Origin of the sequence: Microbispora sitophila (genome assembly GCF_014892245.1) — a bacterium.
Classification (GTDB): Bacteria; Actinomycetota; Actinomycetes; order Streptosporangiales; family Streptosporangiaceae; genus Microbispora; species Microbispora siamensis.
Map to the genome: position 1 here is coordinate 108,073 of NZ_JADBGC010000011.1, position 16,572 is coordinate 124,644.

At 71.8% G+C, this 16,572-nt stretch carries 15 protein-coding genes; 5 read left to right on the forward strand and 10 right to left on the reverse strand.

The genetic code is table 11. From position 1 onward, the window contains the following. Window positions 1-7: 7 nt before the first annotated feature. The 4 genes from IL992_RS21330 to IL992_RS21345 are packed head-to-tail and all read right to left on the reverse strand — an operon-like array spanning window position 8 to window position 3,421. Entirely contained in the window at window positions 8-1,075 is a 1,068-nt protein-coding gene (locus IL992_RS21330) for an NAD(P)H-dependent flavin oxidoreductase (RefSeq protein WP_319018729.1), read from the reverse strand. Beyond that, entirely contained in the window at window positions 1,075-1,827 is a 753-nt protein-coding gene (locus IL992_RS21335) for a CoA-transferase subunit beta (RefSeq protein ID WP_193205128.1), read from the reverse strand. The genes IL992_RS21330 and IL992_RS21335 overlap by 1 nt, the downstream gene beginning before the upstream one ends. Then, entirely contained in the window at window positions 1,824-2,672 is an 849-nt protein-coding gene (locus IL992_RS21340) for a CoA transferase subunit A (protein WP_226873504.1), read from the reverse strand. Before IL992_RS21340 ends, IL992_RS21335 begins: the two co-directional genes overlap by 4 nt. Next, window positions 2,672-3,421: an enoyl-CoA hydratase family protein gene (locus IL992_RS21345; protein ID WP_193205130.1), complete on the reverse strand. Its 750-nt coding sequence runs from the start codon at window positions 3,419-3,421 to the stop codon at window positions 2,672-2,674. The genes IL992_RS21340 and IL992_RS21345 overlap by 1 nt, the downstream gene beginning before the upstream one ends. Before the next feature lie 87 nt (window positions 3,422-3,508). On the opposite strand from IL992_RS21345, the gene IL992_RS21350 reads away from it, so the two are divergent. Further along, a complete protein-coding gene (locus tag IL992_RS21350; protein WP_193205131.1) occupies window positions 3,509-4,423 on the forward strand; it encodes an SDR family oxidoreductase in 915 nt (304 codons plus the stop codon). Between the two features lie 154 nt (window positions 4,424-4,577). Here IL992_RS21350 and IL992_RS21355 read toward each other — a convergent pair whose 3' ends face one another. The 3 genes from IL992_RS21355 to IL992_RS21365 all read right to left on the reverse strand — a co-directional run bounded on the left by IL992_RS21355 (window position 4,578) and on the right by IL992_RS21365 (window position 6,758). Next, window positions 4,578-5,045 (reverse strand): hemerythrin domain-containing protein, encoded by a 468-nt coding sequence (locus tag IL992_RS21355; RefSeq protein WP_193205132.1) that lies wholly within the window; start codon window positions 5,043-5,045, stop codon window positions 4,578-4,580. A gap of 70 nt (window positions 5,046-5,115) precedes the next feature. After that, the gene (locus IL992_RS21360) at window positions 5,116-5,694 is read right to left on the reverse strand and encodes a PadR family transcriptional regulator (RefSeq protein ID WP_319018711.1); all 579 of its coding nucleotides are present in this window, start codon (window positions 5,692-5,694) and stop codon (window positions 5,116-5,118) included. Between the two features lie 86 nt (window positions 5,695-5,780). After that, window positions 5,781-6,758: an ArsR/SmtB family transcription factor gene (locus IL992_RS21365; protein WP_193205133.1), complete on the reverse strand. Its 978-nt coding sequence runs from the start codon at window positions 6,756-6,758 to the stop codon at window positions 5,781-5,783. A gap of 63 nt (window positions 6,759-6,821) precedes the next feature. Between IL992_RS21365 and IL992_RS21370 the strand changes: the two genes are divergently transcribed. Both IL992_RS21370 and IL992_RS21375 read left to right on the forward strand, forming a co-directional pair. Then, window positions 6,822-7,802, forward strand: coding sequence for an aldo/keto reductase (locus tag IL992_RS21370; RefSeq protein WP_193205134.1), 981 nt, complete (start codon window positions 6,822-6,824; stop codon window positions 7,800-7,802). A 101-nt stretch (window positions 7,803-7,903) separates the two neighbouring features. After that, on the forward strand, window positions 7,904-9,901 hold the full coding sequence (locus IL992_RS21375; RefSeq protein WP_193205135.1) for an HNH endonuclease signature motif containing protein: 1,998 nt from the start codon (window positions 7,904-7,906) through the stop codon (window positions 9,899-9,901). Window positions 9,902-9,937: 36 nt separating this feature from the next. Here IL992_RS21375 and IL992_RS21380 read toward each other — a convergent pair whose 3' ends face one another. Continuing rightward, on the reverse strand, window positions 9,938-11,380 hold the full coding sequence (locus IL992_RS21380; protein ID WP_193205136.1) for a phospholipid carrier-dependent glycosyltransferase: 1,443 nt from the start codon (window positions 11,378-11,380) through the stop codon (window positions 9,938-9,940). A gap of 155 nt (window positions 11,381-11,535) precedes the next feature. Here IL992_RS21380 and IL992_RS21385 point away from each other — a divergent pair, with 155 nt between their 5' ends. Beyond that, entirely contained in the window at window positions 11,536-12,192 is a 657-nt protein-coding gene (locus IL992_RS21385; protein WP_193205137.1) for a response regulator transcription factor, read from the forward strand. After that, on the forward strand, window positions 12,189-13,343 hold the full coding sequence (locus IL992_RS21390) for a sensor histidine kinase (protein ID WP_193205138.1): 1,155 nt from the start codon (window positions 12,189-12,191) through the stop codon (window positions 13,341-13,343). Before IL992_RS21385 ends, IL992_RS21390 begins: the two co-directional genes overlap by 4 nt. Here the strand turns inward: IL992_RS21390 and IL992_RS21395 are convergent. Then, window positions 13,328-14,626, reverse strand: coding sequence for a condensation domain-containing protein (locus tag IL992_RS21395; protein ID WP_193205139.1), 1,299 nt, complete (start codon window positions 14,624-14,626; stop codon window positions 13,328-13,330). The two genes, IL992_RS21390 and IL992_RS21395, sit on opposite strands and share 16 nt — an antisense overlap. Window positions 14,627-14,884: 258 nt before the next feature. Continuing rightward, a complete protein-coding gene (locus tag IL992_RS21400) occupies window positions 14,885-16,465 on the reverse strand; it encodes a FadD3 family acyl-CoA ligase (protein ID WP_193205140.1) in 1,581 nt (526 codons plus the stop codon). Window positions 16,466-16,572: the final 107 nt, after the last annotated feature.

Sequence of the window (16,572 nt, forward strand, 5' to 3'; positions counted from 1 at the left end):
GACCGGTCTACATAGTTTCAGCAAGATTCCCGCTGAGCGCGCGGACGACCTCGGCGGCCCGGGTGACGATCGAGTCGATCAGCTCCTCACACGTGGGCAGGTCGTCGATGAGCGCGACGACCTGGCCCGACGCCATCACGCCGAGGTCCGGGCGGCCGTCCACCATGGCCGCCTTGAGCAGCATCGGCGTGTTGGCCGCCATCAGCACCTGCGACCAGCTCAGCTCCTTGCCGTGCTTCATGGCCAGGCCGTCGCGGATCATCGCGGGCCACGACATGCCGGAGACCTGCTTGAAGCGCGCGGCATTGCGCACGGCCCGGACCAGGCCGGACACCTTGCCCGACCGCTCCAGCCCGTCCACCAGTTCGGTGCGCAGCACCCGGTGCGGCATGCCGTCCACCTGGCGGGTGACGACGGTCTCCGACATGCCGAGGTAGGTCCGCTTCACCGCGTCGGGCACGGAGCTGTCGCTGGTCAGCAGGAACCGCGTGCCCATCGCCACGCCCGCCGCGCCGTACGCCAGGGCTGCGGCCAGGCCGCGCCCGTCGAAGAAACCGCCGGCGGCGATCACCGGGATGTCGACGGCGTCCACGACCTGGGGCAGCAGCAGCGTCGTGGCGACCGCGCCGGTATGGCCGCCGCCCTCGCCGCCCTGCACGAGCACGGCGTCGGCGCCCCAGGCGGCGACCTTCTCCGCGTGCCGCCGGGCGCCGACGGACGGGATCACCACGATCCCGGCGTCCTTCAGCTTGGCGATCAGCTCCTGCCGCGGGGCCAGCGCGAACGAGGCCACCTTCACCCGGTTCTTGATGAGCAGGTCGACCCGCTCCCCCGCGTCGCCGGCGTCGGCGCGCAGGTTCACCCCGAACGGCGCGTCGGTGCGTGAGCGGACCTCCCGGATCGCGGCGTCGAGCTGGTCGGGGGTCATCGTGGCCGAGGCGAGGATGCCGAGACCGCCCGCGTTCGCCACCGCCGACACCAGCCGGGGGCCGGCCACCCAGCCCATGCCGGTCTGCACCACCGGATGGCGCACGCCGGTCAGGCGCGTGAGCGGGGTGTCCAGCACCGGCCCGATCACGCCTTCACCTCCCGGTCGCGCAGTCCCTTCGGGTCGAGCACCTCGCGGATGAGCCGCAGTTCCTCGTCTGTGGGCTGCCGGGTCTCCGGCACGTCGCCCTCGACGACCAGGTCGAACCCGGTGGCCGCCCGCACCTGCTCGACCTCGACGCCGGGGTGCACAGAGACCAGGCGCATCGAGCCGTCGGGAGTGCCGAAGTCGAACACGGCGAGGTCGGTCACCACCCGGCGCAGGTCATGGAAGCGGGCGGCCCGCGGGCCCAGCGCGGCCGCGCGGTCGTGGCCCACGCCGCTCACCACGTCCACCTTCGGGACGAAGACGCGGGTGGACTGCTTGGGGATCCAGTAGCTGGTCGGGTTGCAGATCGTGTTGCCGGGGGCTCCGCGCACGCCGAGGAGCTGCGACTTCGGTCGCGCCCAGTCGCCGATCGCCGAGATGTTGGTGTTGCCGTGCCTGTCGATCTGGGAGGCGCCCATCATCACGTGCCTGCGCCCGTTCTGCACCAGCCACAGGTGCTCGCGGAACGGCAGCCACCCCTCGACCGCCCCGGCGGCGGCGCCGAACGGCACCGCCTCTGCGGTCAGCAGCGCGCCGCCGTCCGTGGTCAGCAGGCCGGGCTCGAACGTGAGCCGGGCCAACCGGGCGCCCAGGATCGAGCAGGTGCCCATCGCCGCCGCCAGGATCTCGCCGTCGCCGCGCCACACCTCCGCGCACGCCACGACGCAGATCTCCGCCCGGGTCGCGCTCATCGTCCCTCCTCGTGCCACTGCCGCACGGCCTTCCGGTAGGCCGCCTCGTCGCCGGACAGGAACCGGTCCGCGAACGCCGCCCACGCCTCCGGGTCGGCCGCCGAGGCGGCGTAGTGCCGCTGGAACGCCTCGTCTCGGCCCTCTCCTCGATCGGTGAAATGGCCGCCGTCCGGGGTCTCCACGACTCCGGCGACATGCATGCGGCTGACCAGCAGCGTCTGCGGCGGGCCACCCAGTTCGCCGGGCTCGACCATCCGCTCGCAGGACACGAAGCACCGCCCGGCCGCCTTGGCGAACAGGTCGTCCATGTAGGGGTCGGCGCCGAGGTAGCGGCCGTTGCCCCGGGTGTCGGCCACGTCCATGTGCACCAGCGCCACGTCCATCGTGAGCGCGGGCACCGCGACGAGTTCCTCCTGGTCCTCGTACGGCGAGCGGACCGTGCGCAGGCGGGGGTTCACCCGCATGACGTCCGAGCCGAGCCCGGCCCGCGTCGGCAGGAACGGCAGCCGGTGCGCCGCCGCGAGCAGGCCGAACATGAACATGCCCTCGTCATACTCGGTGAACTCGACGGCCCCACGCTGCCGGGCCGCCCGGAAGTGCGGTTCGAGGGCGATCGAGTCGAGCGTCACGAACGGGGCGACGACTCGGCGCACCTTGCCCGCCGCGCAGAGCAGGCCCACGTCCGGCCCGCCGTACGACACGATCGTCAGGTCCGTCAGCGCGGACCGGTAGACGGCCCGCACCAGCGCCATCGGCTTGCGCCGGGAACCCCAGCCGCCGATGCCGATCGTCATGCCGCTCTCCAGCGAGCCGACGATCTCCTCGATCGACATGACGACGCCCATCACCGGCCCCCTTCCGCGACGAAGGCGTCCCGGTGCCGGTCGCCGGCGCCCATGAGGTTGAGCTCGAACGTGAAGCCCTGCTCGAACCGGTAGCTGCGCTTGACGTCGACCGGGTCGATGCCGTTGAGCGACTCCTTGGCCCGCCGGATCACGTACGGGTCCTTGGTGGCGATCTGGACCGCCACCTCAAGCGCCGCGTCGCGCAGGCGCTCGCGCGGCACGACCTCGAGCACCGAGCCGAACGCGTGCAACTCGGCGGCGGTGACGTTGCGGCACGTGTAGACCATCGCGCGCATCAGGTGCTGGGGCACCAGCCTGGCGAGGTGGGTGGCGGCGCCGAGCGCGCCCCTCTCCACCTCGGGCAGGCCGAAGTAGGCGTCGTCGGAGGCCACCACGATGTCGGCGTTGCCGGCCAGCCCCACCCCGCCGCCCAGGCAGAAACCGTGCACGGCCGCGACCACGGGGACCTCGCACTCGTAGACCGCCGCGAACGCTTCATAGCAGCCGCGGTTGGCGCCCACCAGCGCCTCGAACCCGCTGGTCGCCTGCATCTCCTTGATGTCCACGCCGGCGTTGAACCCGCGGCCCTCCGCCCGCAGCACCACGACGCGGGTCTCCGGGTCACGCCCGGCCTCCCGTACGGCGTCGGCGAGCTCGAACCATCCGCGTACGGTCAGCGCGTTGACCGGCGGGACGTCCACCACGACCTCGGCGACCCCCTCGCCGTCGCGGCTGGTCGAGATTCCCATACGTCACCTTTCCATCTAACATTTGTTAGAAACTACGCTAGCAGACGCCGTTGTCCGGCTGAAGCTGTCCGATTGAAGGGGACCGAGATGATCTGCAGGGACCGAGTCGTCATCGTGACGGGCGCGGGGCGCGGCCTCGGCAGGGCGCACGCGCTGGAGTTCGCCCGCCAGGGCGCGAAGGTCGTGGTCAACGACCTCGGGGTGAGCCTGTCCGGCGAGGGCGGATCGGACGCCGGATCAGGGGGGCCCGCCCAGGAGGTGGCCGAGGAGATCCGCGCGCTGGGCGGCGAGGCGGTGGCCGACCGGTCCGACATCGCCACCGACGAGGGCGCGCGGCGGCTGGTGGCGACCGCGGTCGAGCACTTCGGCCGCCTCGACGTGCTGGTCAACAACGCCGGGTTCCTGCGCGACCGCATGCTGGTCAACCTGTCGGAGGAGGAGTGGGACGCGGTGATCCGCGTGCACCTGAAGGGTCACTTCCTGCCGCTCAAGCACGCCGGGCTGCACTGGCGGGCCGAGTCGAAGGCCGGCCGGCCGGTGGACGCGCGGGTGGTCAACACCTCCTCGGGCGCGGGCCTGCTCGGCAGCGTGGGGCAGGGCAACTACTCGGCGGCCAAGGCCGGCATCGTGGGCCTGACCCTGGTCGCGGCGGCCGAACTCGGCCGCTACGGCGTGACCGTCAACGCCATCGCCCCGGCCGCCCGCACGCGGATGACCGAGCAGGTCTTCGCGCGGACGATGGCCGCCCCCGGGGAGGGCGCGTTCGACGCGATGGCCCCGGAGAACGTCTCCCCGCTGGTGGTCTGGCTCGGCTCGGCCGAGTCGAAGGGCGTCACCGGCCGGGTCTTCGAGGTGGAGGGCGGCCGGATCTGCGTCATGGAGGGTTTCCGGCACGGCCCGGCCGCCGACAAGGGCGCCCGCTGGGACCCCGCCGAGATCGGGCCGGAGGTGGCGAAACTGCTCGGCCAGGCCGCCGGGCCGGAGCCCGTCTACGGCGCCTGATCCTCCCCGGCCAGCCCGCGACGGTACACATGGCGGTCGCGTCGCTCCCGTCGCGGGGTCCGATCTTCGCGAAGGCGTTGTCGACGCGTGTCTTCACCGTCGTCTCACCGATGCTGTCTGCGGCGATCCGCACGTCGTCCATGCCCTTCGCGATTCAGATGCCGCCGAGCATCCGGTCCCTGTCATCGGCCTGCGCGTAGAAGGCATGCAGTGCGGAGTTCAGGGACCGTTCCTCGTCGGCGAAGTGGGCGTTCATGACGGACTTGATCTCGTTGATCTTCCTGAGCAGCCGCTCGGGAGAGGACTGGGCCGAGTCGAGACATTCCTGGAAGTCGGCGAGAAGCCGCGCGAGCCGGCGGTGGTCGCGGGTGAGGCGTTCGATCACGGGCCTCAGCTCCGGCATCTGCCGCACCAGGGCAGGAAAGAAGCTGTCGTCCTCACTGCGGTGGTGGCTGCCCAGCGCGGCGCAGAAGGTGTAACAGTGGCTGCGCAGGTCGGGTTTGGACGCCTTGGCGTTCTTGCCGGAGAGGAGGGACACCCTGGCCTGCTCCAATGCCTGCTCCAGTCGGTGATGGACGTTCTGCAGTTCGAGGTCCCAGGCATGGACGCGGTCGCGCGGCACCGTGCGTTCCTCACTTTCTGTCGTGCTTCTCGGCGGAGCCGTCCAGGCAGCACGGGCCATGGCCGGCGTTTCAGACCGGTGAGTCATCCGAGCCCTTCCGGGTCTTCTCGTCGACGAGCAGTTCGGGCAGCTGCGACACCAGCCGCCGATGCCAGGCGATCTCAGCGCGCAGCCGGCTGACGCGGTGCTGCATGGCGAGGGTTTCCGCCAGGGTCAGGTACCGCGCGACCGCCCGGGCATGGGCTTCGTACTCGGCGAGCATGGCTTCCAGGGACGCCACCCTCGCGTCGATGATCGCGGGCAGGTCGTCAAGATGCTGCGGATCCAGCCGGGTGAGGACGAGGTCGAATGGATCGGGCTTGAGGACGATCTCGCGTAGCCCGCTCAGCCGCAGCGATGACAGCGCCTTCGCACCGGCGTCGGTGATCTGCCAGACCTTGCGTTCGGGATACGCGCCGACCTGCTCGGTTCTCACCCCTTCGATCAGCCCTTCCGCGGCCAGGCGCTTGATCGCCCCATAGAGCCCGCCGACGGTGATGTCGGTCCACATGTCGAGGCGTTCCTCCTCGATCAGGAGGCGCAACTGGTGACCGTGCATGGGGCCGCGCTCGGCCAGGGCACCGAGAATGAAGATCCGGATCGATGACACACGACTACTCTCGCGCGAGTAGTCCCTCCTGGCAACACTTATGGCAGAAGCGACAGGGAGAGCTGCGAGGCCGCGGCCGAGCCTGTCTACGGCGCCTGATCCTCCCCGGCGAGCTGTTCGCCGAGGCCGGTGCGCCGGTAGCGCAACCGGCGGCCCTCTCTTTCGCCGGTCACCAGCCCGGCGTCCCTGAGCGTGGTCAGGTGGTGCGAGGCGGTCGCCGGGGCCAGCCGGAGGGCCGCGGCCACCTCCCCCGTGCTGGACGGCTCGGCCAGCAGCGCGAGCACAGCCGCGCGGGTCGGGCCGAGCAGGGCGGCCAGCGCCTCCGGCGGCTCGGCCGGCACAGGGCGCTCCCACAGCCGGCCGTGGCCGCGCGGCGCGTACCACAGCGCACGCCCGGCCGGGGTGTCGGTCAGCGTGTAGACGTGCGGGCCGGTGAACCCGGTGGGCAACAGGGTGAGCGGGTGCCCGTCCAGGCCGAACTCGCCGTCCTTGGCGTATGCCAGCCGTAGCGCCTCGCCGTCCCAGTCGAGCCTCGGGTGCAGGTCCGTCAGCAGCGCCCGCGGCCCGCGCTCGGCGGCGAGCAGCCCGCGGCGGGTCAGCTCGCCCTCCGCGAGCGCGCGCAGCCGCGGCCAGTGCGGCGCGATCGTCGACGCGAAGTAGCGCCGGATCTCCCGCACCGTCTGGGCCAGCGCACCCGCCGGGTCGGTCCAGAACCGCTCGACCTCCGGCGGCGCGCTGCGCCCGGCCCAGGCCCGGTCCACCTCGGACGCGACCTGGTCGAGCGGGGTGTCGGCCACCACCCGCAGTTCCTGTTCCAGGGTCGGCCGCGTGGCGGACGGCGCCGGGGTGAGGAAGTCCGGCACGTACCCGGTGGGGCCGGGGACCAGCGAGTGGAGTGTGGTCAGGCCGCGCAGCAGCGGCTCGGCCCGGGCCCGCCAGGACGCGGGGACCAGGCGCGCCGAGCGGGAGCGCAGCGCGAGGCAGCTGGCCACGACCTCCGCCATCGGGCTGTGCGCGAACCTGAGCCGCAGCAGGTCGGCGGGGGCGAACTCGATCCGGATCACCCGTCCATTCGAGCACCCTCGAACGGTTAACGGAGAACGTCCCCCGGTTCCTACGGTCGGCGCATGGAATACACCCGTTTGGGGCGGACCGGTCTGCTCGTCAGCCGGATCTGCCTCGGCACGATGAACTTCGGCTGGCAGATCGGCGAGGACGAGAGCCACGCGATCCTCGACCGGGCGCACGAGGAGGGCGTCAACTTCGTCGACACCGCGAACATGTACGGCCGGGAGACCGGCGACGGCCTGAGTGAGCGGTTCATCGGCCGCTGGTTCGAGAAGGCCGGCCACCGGGACCGGATCGTGCTGGCCACGAAGGTGTACGCCCCGATGACCGACTGGCCCAACGACGGGGGGCTGTCGGCCCGTCACATCATCGCCGCCTGCGAGGCGTCGCTGCGCCGCCTGCGGACCGACCGGATCGACCTCTACCAGATGCACCACGTGCAGCGGGACACGCCGTGGGAGGAGATCTGGCAGGCCATGGAGACCCTGGTCGTCCAGGGCAAGGTGCGTTACGTCGGGTCGTCCAACTTCGCCGGCTGGCACCTCGCCCGCGCGCAGGCGGCGGCCGACCGCAGGAACTTCCTCGGCCTGGTCTCCGAGCAGTGCAAGTACAACCTGCTCACCCGGCACATCGAGCTGGAGGTGCTGCCCGCGGCCATCGAGCTGGGCATCGGGATCCTGCCCTACTCGCCGTTGCACTTCGGCGCGCTGTCCGGGGCGCTGCGCAAGCAGCGCGAGGGCGCGGGAGGCCGCAGCGTCCTGCACGCCCCCGAGCGGGTCGAGCCGCACCGGACGGCCATCGAGGGCTACGAGAAGCTGTGCGCCGAGATAGGCGAGGAACCCACCGCGGTCGCGCTCGCGTGGCTGCTGTCGCGTCCCGGGGTGACCGCCCCTGTCATCGGACCGCGCTCCCCCGGGCAGCTCGACCTGCCGCTGACGGCGCTGCGCACCGAGCTGTCCGCCGAGACCCTGGCCCGGCTGGACGAGCTGTTCCCGCCCATCGGCAACGGCGGCCCCGGCCCCGAGGCCTGGGCCTGGTGATGCTGTGCCTGTAGCTCCAACAAATCCCACGGCGCGGTTGCTTCAGGCAAGACGGCAGGAGAGAATTCATACATACTTTCGAATTTCTCCATGGAGGTGTGGTGGGCCTCTTCGACCATGACAGCGAATGGTGGGACCGTCTGACCGCCGGTTCGCCATTGTGGTCGTCCGAAGGTCCGCTCGCCCGCGGCGAATACTCCGATGGCCCCTTTCCGATCGTTGAGCCCAAGATGCGGGGTTCCGAAGACCGGGGCGCGAGTGCCGGGTCTGGGGGTGCCGGTCGGGACAAGGCCCGGTCGTCGTGGGTGTTGGTGGGTTCGCTGCGGGAGTCGGCGCAGGAGTTGGCGTTGGCGCCGTTGCCGGAGGATGTGGATATCTATCTGGCTGAGGCCGAGGAGTTGATGTTCGTCCGGGATCGGATCACCTCCGCGCTGGCGGATCGGGTGGGGCGGGTGCATGGTGTGGGGCAGGCCAGGCAGCATGGGCATGCCTCGACCCGGAGTTGGCTGCGTACCGCCGGGGGGATGGGTGTGGCGGGTGCTGGCCGGTTGCTGACTTTGGCGGTGGAGTTGGCCCGTCTGCCCCGGGTGCGTGCGGCGTTCGCCGAGGGAAGCTTGGCGGCGGGGGTGGTGGAGGCGATCTGCACGGCCACCGCGCCGTTGAATGATGAGCAGGCGGGGTTGGCTGAGTCGATTTTGCTGGAGCTGGCGGGTAAGGCGGGTCCGGCGGAGGTGGCCAAAGCGGGCCGCTACTTGCGGGCGGTGCTCGACCCTGATGGGGAGGAGCGTGATGAGCAGGGCGATTACGCGCGGCGGTTCCTGCGGGTCCGCCCCACCCGGGGTGGGGGTTTGGAGGGGGAGTTCCATCTGCCGCGTGAGGCCGCCGCCCGGTTGCGGGCTTTGCTGGACGCCTACGCCAAACCGCGGGCGGAGAGCGATGACCGCCCGCTGCGGGTCCGCAACGCCGATGCGTTCATCGCGCTGCTGGAGCAGGAGATCGCCACCGAACTCCTGGTCCTGGTCAACGCCGAATCCCTCCCCACCGATCCGCAACACACCGACCCCGCCACCGACCACGCCGAAGCCGCCGACCCCGAAGACACCAGTGACTGCACCCCCAGCGCCGCCGAAAACACCAGCGGCTGCACCCCGAGCGGCACCGGAAGCGCTGACGACCCCGGCGACCTTGGCGCCGCCGCCGACCCCGGCACTGCCGAGACAGAGGCAGAGGCAGGGGCAGGGGCAGGGGCAGAGGCACAGGCAGATGTAGCCGCGGGTCCCGTTGCCGAGAGTGCCGACCGTGGCACCACCGCCCCGCGCGATGAGGAGACTCGCGACGCCAGAGCCGGTGAGGGCGGGTCCCGTGAGCAGCAGGCTGGCGAGCGCGATACCGCGAGCGCCGCCTCTGGCGAGGGCGACGACACCGCGCCTCCCACCGCAACGCCTCCCACCGCGCCTCCGAACACAGCCCAGCCGGATCCTCCTCCCGACGATCCATCTGGACATCACACCCACGCCGGGCGTCGGCCTGCGGGGGACTGCCGGCATGGGCAGGCCACGCGTGAGGACCACGGCGACGTACGCTGTGGACAGTGCCACCGTGAGCAGGGCCCGTGTGGTTGCGGTGCGACGCCGCCGTGGTCAGCAGGGATGCCCGGGGCAGTGTCGGCAGGGCGGCTGCCGGGGACGGCGCCGGGGTTGTTGCTGGCGACCGGGCAGATGCTGCCCGTCACCAGCGTGCATCGCCTCGCCCGCACCTCCACCCTGGTACGCCTGGTCATGGACACCGACGGGCAGGTGCTCGACATGGGCCGCAAGGTCCGCCTGGCCACCCCCGCCCAACGCCGGGCCGTCTTCGCCCGCTACGCCACCTGCTGGATCGACGGCTGCCCACTCCCGGCCACCATGTGCCAGATCGACCACGCCGACAACTGGAGCACCGGCGGCCTGACCGACCTGAAACTCCTCGGACCGGCCTGCCAGTTCCACAACCGCGACCGCTACCGCCACCCCGACCGCTACACCCGCCGCAAAGAAGGCACCGACCGCTGGGCCTTCACCTACCACCGCCTCGCACGAGCCCGGCGGCTACGGGTTTAGCGGGCTTGGCGTGACATCGAGGCGGCCGGGCGACGGTCAGACGGCCGCTCGGCGGAGGCGGCGTAGGCCGGTCACGGCCAGATCCGCGATGCCGCGGCCTCGTATGCGCAGGTCTCGCATGCCCAGGGCTGCCGCGGCGCAGGCGACCGGTACGGCGGGCAGCATGTAGCGGTGGTCGAAGTCGAGCGCGGCGATCGGGCCGAGGAACAGGTACACGGCCGTCACCCACGGCAGCAGCGCCGCACGCCGCCGGCCGATCGCGCCGATCCCACCGAGCAGCAGGGCCATGCCGAACAGCGGCCCGTGCAGCAGGCCCGGGTAGCGATACGCGCCCAGGAACGACGCGTACGGCTCGACCGACGACATGCCGCGGATGGCGGGGTCGTACTCGCCGCGCACGGTCTCGATGAGCGGGAAGGAGGGCAGTGGCCAGGAGCCGACGGGGAACGACAGCGCCGGGGACACGCGCGCCGGGTGCCGCACGGGGGTGACCGCGAAGGCGAGCGAGGCGTCGTGCGCGACCTCGCGCAGGTAATCGAGCGGCTGCGCCGCGATGGCGCGCAGCGCGAACGAGCGGGCCAGGTCGTTGTGGGAGAAGCGATCGCCGGGCAGCAGGTTGAGCGAGGCGCCCGGCGCCCACACGTACTCGGACGCGGCGTCCACAACGGTGCCGTTCGGGCACAGCTTCGCCTCGTCGGTCGGCGGCCGGGCGACCGAGCAGTCGGCGAACGTCATCGTCCGCGCCCACAGTGCCACCCCGTCGGAGCCGCTGAGCGCGTAGCGCCCGTGGTGGGCCTGATACCAGCCCGCGTAGGCGGCCAGCGGCAGCACCCCGGCGAGAGCGAGCGCGGCCACCTGCCGCACCCCGGCCCGGCGTACGACCAGATACAGCAGGACCAGGCCGAGCAGCGGCACGGCGGCGGTCCGAGTGAGCCCGGCCAGCGCGAGCAGCGCCCCCGCGACGGCGGCCGACCGTACGGACGGCTTGGCCCGCCACATGACGACGGTCAGGGCGGCGACGACGAGGAAGATCAGCTGGGTGTCGGAGAGCACGGCGTGCTCAAGCCGGACGAAGGCCGGATCGAACAGCACCGGCAGCGTGGCCAGGGTGGCGCCCCACGCGGGCAGCCGGTGGCGGCGCAGCAACGCGTAGACCATCACGGCGATGCCCAGGCCCATGGCGTGCTGCACGCCGACCACCAGTTCGACGCTGTGGAACGGCCACAAAAGCCGCAGGAAGAAGGAGTATCCGGCGGGGTGGAACCCGCCGCCCGGCTTCAGGTGGACGGCCGTGTCGAGATAGGTGAAGGAGTCGTACCAGTAGAGCTGGGCGGTGTCGTACGCCAGCATGGCGAGCACGCGCAGGGCAGCCGCGGCGGCGAGCACGGCGGCGAACAGGCCGTGTCCCCTGGTCAGCACCCGTTTCGCGCGGGCGTGCCCGAGCGGCGCTGTCCGTAGGGCGGGTATCGAGGCGAGCATGGACGATCCCCCGGGTCCGGGCCGGGGCGACTCCCCGGCGATGCCCGGACACTCCAGCGAAAGATCGATAAACTCGCCGTCACCTGATTCGGTTACGTCCTGGTTATGCCACTCCTGGCAACCTGGGACGGTTTCGACGGGTGAGGGGGGCTTCGATGCGGGTGCTGGTTGCGGAAGACGAGCGGATGCTCGCCGACTCGATCGCCGAGGGCCTGCGGGAGGAGGCGCTCGCGGTGGACGTCGCCTACGACGGCGACGGGGCGCTGGAGCGGGTGCGTGTCCACGACTACGACGTGCTGATCCTCGACCGGGACCTGCCGGGGACGCACGGCGACGACGTGTGCCGCGCGCTGGTGGCCGAAGCCGCGCAGGTCCGCGTGCTCATGCTGACCGCCGCGGCCGACGTGCGCTCCCGGGTGGAGGGGCTGTCGCTGGGCGCCGACGACTACCTGCCCAAGCCGTTCGCGTTCGAGGAGCTGGTGGCGCGGGTGCACGCGCTGGGCCGCCGGGTGCGGCCCGCGGACCCGCCGATCCTGGAGCGGGCGGGCATCAGGCTCGACTGGGCGCACCGGCAGGCCTTCCGCGACGGGCGATACGTGCCGCTGGCCCGCAAGGAGTTCGGGGTGCTGGCCGAACTGCTGCGCGCGGACGGCGCGGTGGTCTCCAGCGAGACGCTGCTGGAGAAGGTGTGGGACGAGCACATCGACCCGTTCACCAACACCGTGCGCACGACGATGATGAAGCTGCGCCGCAAGATCGGCGACCCGCCGGTCATCGAGACGGTCACGGGAGCGGGGTATCGCATCCCATGACGAAGAACCTGCGGCTGCGGTTCGCGCTCGCCTTCGGCGCGGTCTTCGTCCTCGCCGGCGCCGTCCTGGTCGGGGTCGTCGCCTTCGTCGTACGGCAGAGCCTGGAGCCCCGCGACGGGCTGCGGCAGCCCCAGTGGATCCGCGTCGCCGGAACCGTCTACTCGCCCTGGCATTACGAGTACTACGTGGCCCAGCAGCGGGTCGCGCAGGTCAGGCGCGTCTATCAGGCCGACACGGTCAAGAACGTGCTCGTCGGGGGCGGGATCGCCCTCCTCCCCGGGGGCGGCCTGGCGGCTCTGCTCGGCTGGCGCGCGGCCGGATGGACGCTGCGGCCGATGCGCTCGGTGACGGCGAGCGCCAGGCGAATCGCGCAGAGCCACGACCTGACCGAGCGCATCGCGCACGACGGCCCGGACGACGAGGTCAAGGAGCTGGCCGACATCGTGGACACCGTGCTCGGCCGCCTCGCCCGCTCGTTCGACGGCCAGCGGCGCTTCGTCGCCAACGCCTCGCACGAACTTCGCACGCCGCTGACCATCAACCGCACGCTGGTGGACGTCGCGGTCCGCCGCGCCGACGCGAGCGAGGACGTCAAACGGCTCGGCGAGTCGCTGCTGCTGGTCAACGCCCGGCACGAACGCCTGATCGACGGCCTGCTCGCCCTGGCCGAGGGTGAGCAGAAGATCCTCGACCGGCGGCCCTTCGACCTGACCGACGTGGCCGAGCACGTGCTCGACGCCGCGGCCGAGGAGGCGAAGGCGGCCCAGGTGACCGTGCACCGGCTGCTCGACCTCGCCCCGACGGCCGGCGAGCCGGTGCTGGTGGAGCGGCTGGTGCAGAACCTCGTGGAGAACGCGATCCGGCACAACCACCCCGGCGGCGAGGTGTGGGTGTCCACCCGGCGGCGGGCCGACCGGGTGGAGCTCGTCGTGGCCAACACCGGCCTGCCCGTCCCGCCGTACGAGATAGAGACGATCTTCGAGCCGTTCCGGCGGCTGCACGGCGACCGGCTGCGCTCCGAGCGCGGCAGCGGCCTCGGGCTGTCGATCGTACGCGCGATCGCCGACGCCCATGATGGTGTGGTCACCGCCACTCCGCGCGAGGAGGGCGGCCTGACCCTCGCCGTCGAGCTGCCCTACGAGGGTGGCTGAGCCGCGCCGACCACGAAGGACTCCAGCCGGTGCAGCAGGGCGGCCATCTCGCCCTCGGGCAGGCGGGTGGTGTCGGCGCTCAACTCCACGCCGAGCGTGCCCTTCCAGCGCATCAGGGCCACGCAGAAGTCGCAACTGCGCCTGTCCGTGCCGGGGAGCCACTCCAGCTCGGACTCCCCGTCCGCCCTGCCGTCGCCCGGGTCCTCCCCCGGGCGCAGGTCGTTGAAGCAGCACGACGGGAACATGGGGACGCCCCGATCGGCGCTCATCCGGTCGATCATCGCGTTCAGGGCCAGCGAGTCGAAGCGGGCGCGACGGTAGGACGCGAGAACCGCCGGGTAGGCGGTCACGAGGGTCTCGGGGAGGCTTCCGCACGGCCCCAGGGTGAACAGCCCCAGCTGGTTCAGGCTGGTGACCAGGTCCCGGGTCCGGTCGCTGAAGCGGTTGTGCACGATCGGGGTGATCGCGCACACCTCGTGCCCGGTCAGCTCGCGCAGCAGCATGGCGACCGCCACCAGCAGGACGGTGGCGGTGCTGACACCGGCACGACGGGCGAGCACCCGAGCGGCGTGGTTGAGCCGGGGCGAAGACAGCACTGCCCGCGCGTACCTCGGCGTCGCACCCGCTCCGACCACCTGCGGGAACATGGCGGACGGCACGGTCCGGAGCAGCGCCTCCCATTGCGCGATCGCCCGATCCGAGCGGGCCGACGCCGCCTCCTCCTCTCGCACCAGATCGAGCAACTGCGACGACGGCGGTCGTGCGATTGCTCCGCGGAGCAGCAGCATCCGCAGGTCGCGCACCACGACGTCGGCCGCGCGCCAGTCCGCGACGACATGGTTGAACACGAGCGCCACGTGGGTGGCGGCGCCGTCGCAGACCACGAATCCGGCGCGTAGCGGCTGCTCGCCGTCGTCGAAGGATCGAGCGGACAGGCGGGCGACGAGATCCGCCGCGGCGTCGTCCGCGTCGCCGCGTGCCGCCTCCACCAGTTCGACCGACACGGCCCCGGCCGCCGCCACCTCCTGGTACGGCCCGGCCGCGCCGAGCCGCACCAGGGATCGCAGGGCGTCGTGCCGGGCCATCACCGCTCTCAGGGCGGCCGCCACGGCCCCGGGACGGCGCGGGCCGCCCGCGCGTGGGACGGCGAGGAGCCGGGGCACGTTGAAATAGTGCGCGCTGTCCGGCCCCACCTTGTGGATGGCCCCCCACATGTCCCGCTGTCCCCACGCGAGCTCCGCTGTTCCGGAACGGTTGGCGGCGAAATCCACCAGAAGCCGCATGACTCTCCTTCGCGCAATATTTCGGGGGCGGGACGTGGGAACGCTCCCACGAAGGCTAGGTTTCACCTCTGACCCGGTCAATATCTTCTATTGCCGTTCGCCGCGGCCCAATGCCACCGGGCGGGGACGACAGGCGGTTCCTGCACGTGGCGGATATCGCCGGGGAGCGCTCCATCCCGGCGTTTGACAACCTGGAAACTTCTTCGTCCGATGGGGCCGCATCCGGTCCGACCATATCCGGATAATGAGGACGGCGGTTTACGCGGGCGGCCGAACCGCGAGCGCTGTTTTATCGACCTTGCCGGTGGCATTGCGCGGCAGGCCGTCCACGAGGACGACCTCGCGGGGCACCTTGAAGTTGGCCAGCCGTTCCCGGCAGTAGGCCCTCAGCGCCTCGGGGGTGACCGCCACACCGGGGCGGGGCACGACGTAGGCCCGGCCGACCTCGCCCATGCGGCCGTCCGGCACGCCGATCACCACTGCCTCGGCGACGCCCTCATGGGCGGCCAGCACCTGCTCGATCTCCGCCGGGTACACGTTGAAGCCGCCGACCACGAACATGTCCTTCGACCGGCCCGTGATGGCGAGGTAGCCCCGCTCGTCGAGCCGGCCGCGGTCGCCGGTCACCAGCCAGCCGTCCACGATCGCCGCCGCGGTCGCCGCGTCGTCGTCCAGGTAGCCCACCATCACGTTGTGCCCGCGCACCAGGATCTCGCCGTCCTGGCCCACCGGCACCGGCGCGCCGTCCGGGCCGGTGACCTTCACCTCCACGCCCTCGATCGGACGGCCGGAGGTGGTGGCGACGGTGACGTCGTCGTCCTCCAGCGAGCACGCCGTTACCGTGCCGCACGATTCGGTCAGCCCGTACGCGGTGACGACCTGGGGGAACAGCTCGGCCCGCAGGCGGCGTACGAGCGCCACCGGGACGACCGAGGCGCCGGTGACCGCGAGCCGCAGCGACGACAGGTCGTAGCGGGAGCGGCCGGGCGCGTCGAGCATGGAGACGTAGACGGTCGGCGGGCCGGGCAGCACGGTGATCTTCTCGGCCTCGATCAGCCGCATCGTCTCGTCCGGCTCGAACACCGGCTGGAGCACCATCGTGGCGGCCCTGAGCAGGCAGGCGAACACCCCGGCCTTGTAGCCGAAGGTGTGGAACATCGGGTTGACGATCAGGTAGCGGTCGCCCTGGCGCAGCCCGGTCCGCGCGCTCCACGCGAGGTAGGTGCGGACGTTCTGGCGGTGAGTGCACATCGCACCCTTGGACCTGCCGGTGGTGCCGGAGGTGAACAGGATGTCGGCCACGTGGTCGGGGCGCACCGCCGCCGCGCGCTCCCGGGCCGCCTCGTCCGGCACCGCCGCACCGGCCGCCAGGAAGTCCGCCCAGGTCGTGGCATCCGGCCTCGGGTCCTCGTCGTAGGTGACGACCGTGGTGAGCGCGGGCAGGCTCTCGACGCCGGAGGCGGTGACTCCGAGCATGGCGAGGTAGCCGTTGCCGAGGAAGCCGTCCTCGGTGAACAGCACGCGGGCGCGGCTGCGCGCCAGCAGCCAGCGGGCCTCCTCGCCCTTGTAACGGGTGTTGATCGGCACCACGACGGCGCCGGCGCAGAGCGCGCCGAGGGCGGTGACGATCCACCGCGTGCTGTTGGGAGCCCAGATCGCCACCCGCTCCCCCGGCTCCACGCCGAGCGCGAGGAAGCCGCGGGCCGCCTCGCGCACCCGGTCGTGCAACTCCGCGTAGGTCAGGCGGGACTCACCGTCCACCACCGCCTCCGTGCCCGGGAACTCCCGGGCCGCCTGCTCAAGCACTCCCGGGATCGTCAGCGCCTCGTTCTCGGTCATGACCGTCATGGTGAGCCGTCTCGGCTCGGCCCGTCAGGCGTGGTCCCGCTGGCCGGTACCTCTCCCCCACCGGCGGGCGGGCGGCCGTACCCTCCCCTGGGTCATCG

Coding starts and splice junctions, on each gene's coding strand:
- IL992_RS21335 (WP_193205128.1), bottom strand. CDS start 1,827: ATGAGCGCGACCCGGGCGGAGATCTGCGTCGTGGCGTGCGCGGAGGTG.
- IL992_RS21340 (WP_226873504.1), bottom strand. CDS start 2,672: ATGGGCGTCGTCATGTCGATCGAGGAGATCGTCGGCTCGCTGGAGAGC.
- IL992_RS21345 (WP_193205130.1), bottom strand. CDS start 3,421: ATGGGAATCTCGACCAGCCGCGACGGCGAGGGGGTCGCCGAGGTCGTG.
- IL992_RS21350 (WP_193205131.1), top strand. CDS start 3,509: ATGATCTGCAGGGACCGAGTCGTCATCGTGACGGGCGCGGGGCGCGGC.
- IL992_RS21370 (WP_193205134.1), top strand. CDS start 6,822: ATGGAATACACCCGTTTGGGGCGGACCGGTCTGCTCGTCAGCCGGATC.
- IL992_RS21380 (WP_193205136.1), bottom strand. CDS start 11,380: ATGCTCGCCTCGATACCCGCCCTACGGACAGCGCCGCTCGGGCACGCC.
- IL992_RS21385 (WP_193205137.1), top strand. CDS start 11,536: ATGCGGGTGCTGGTTGCGGAAGACGAGCGGATGCTCGCCGACTCGATC.
- IL992_RS21390 (WP_193205138.1), top strand. CDS start 12,189: ATGACGAAGAACCTGCGGCTGCGGTTCGCGCTCGCCTTCGGCGCGGTC.
- IL992_RS21395 (WP_193205139.1), bottom strand. CDS start 14,626: ATGCGGCTTCTGGTGGATTTCGCCGCCAACCGTTCCGGAACAGCGGAG.
- IL992_RS21400 (WP_193205140.1), bottom strand. CDS start 16,465: ATGACCGAGAACGAGGCGCTGACGATCCCGGGAGTGCTTGAGCAGGCG.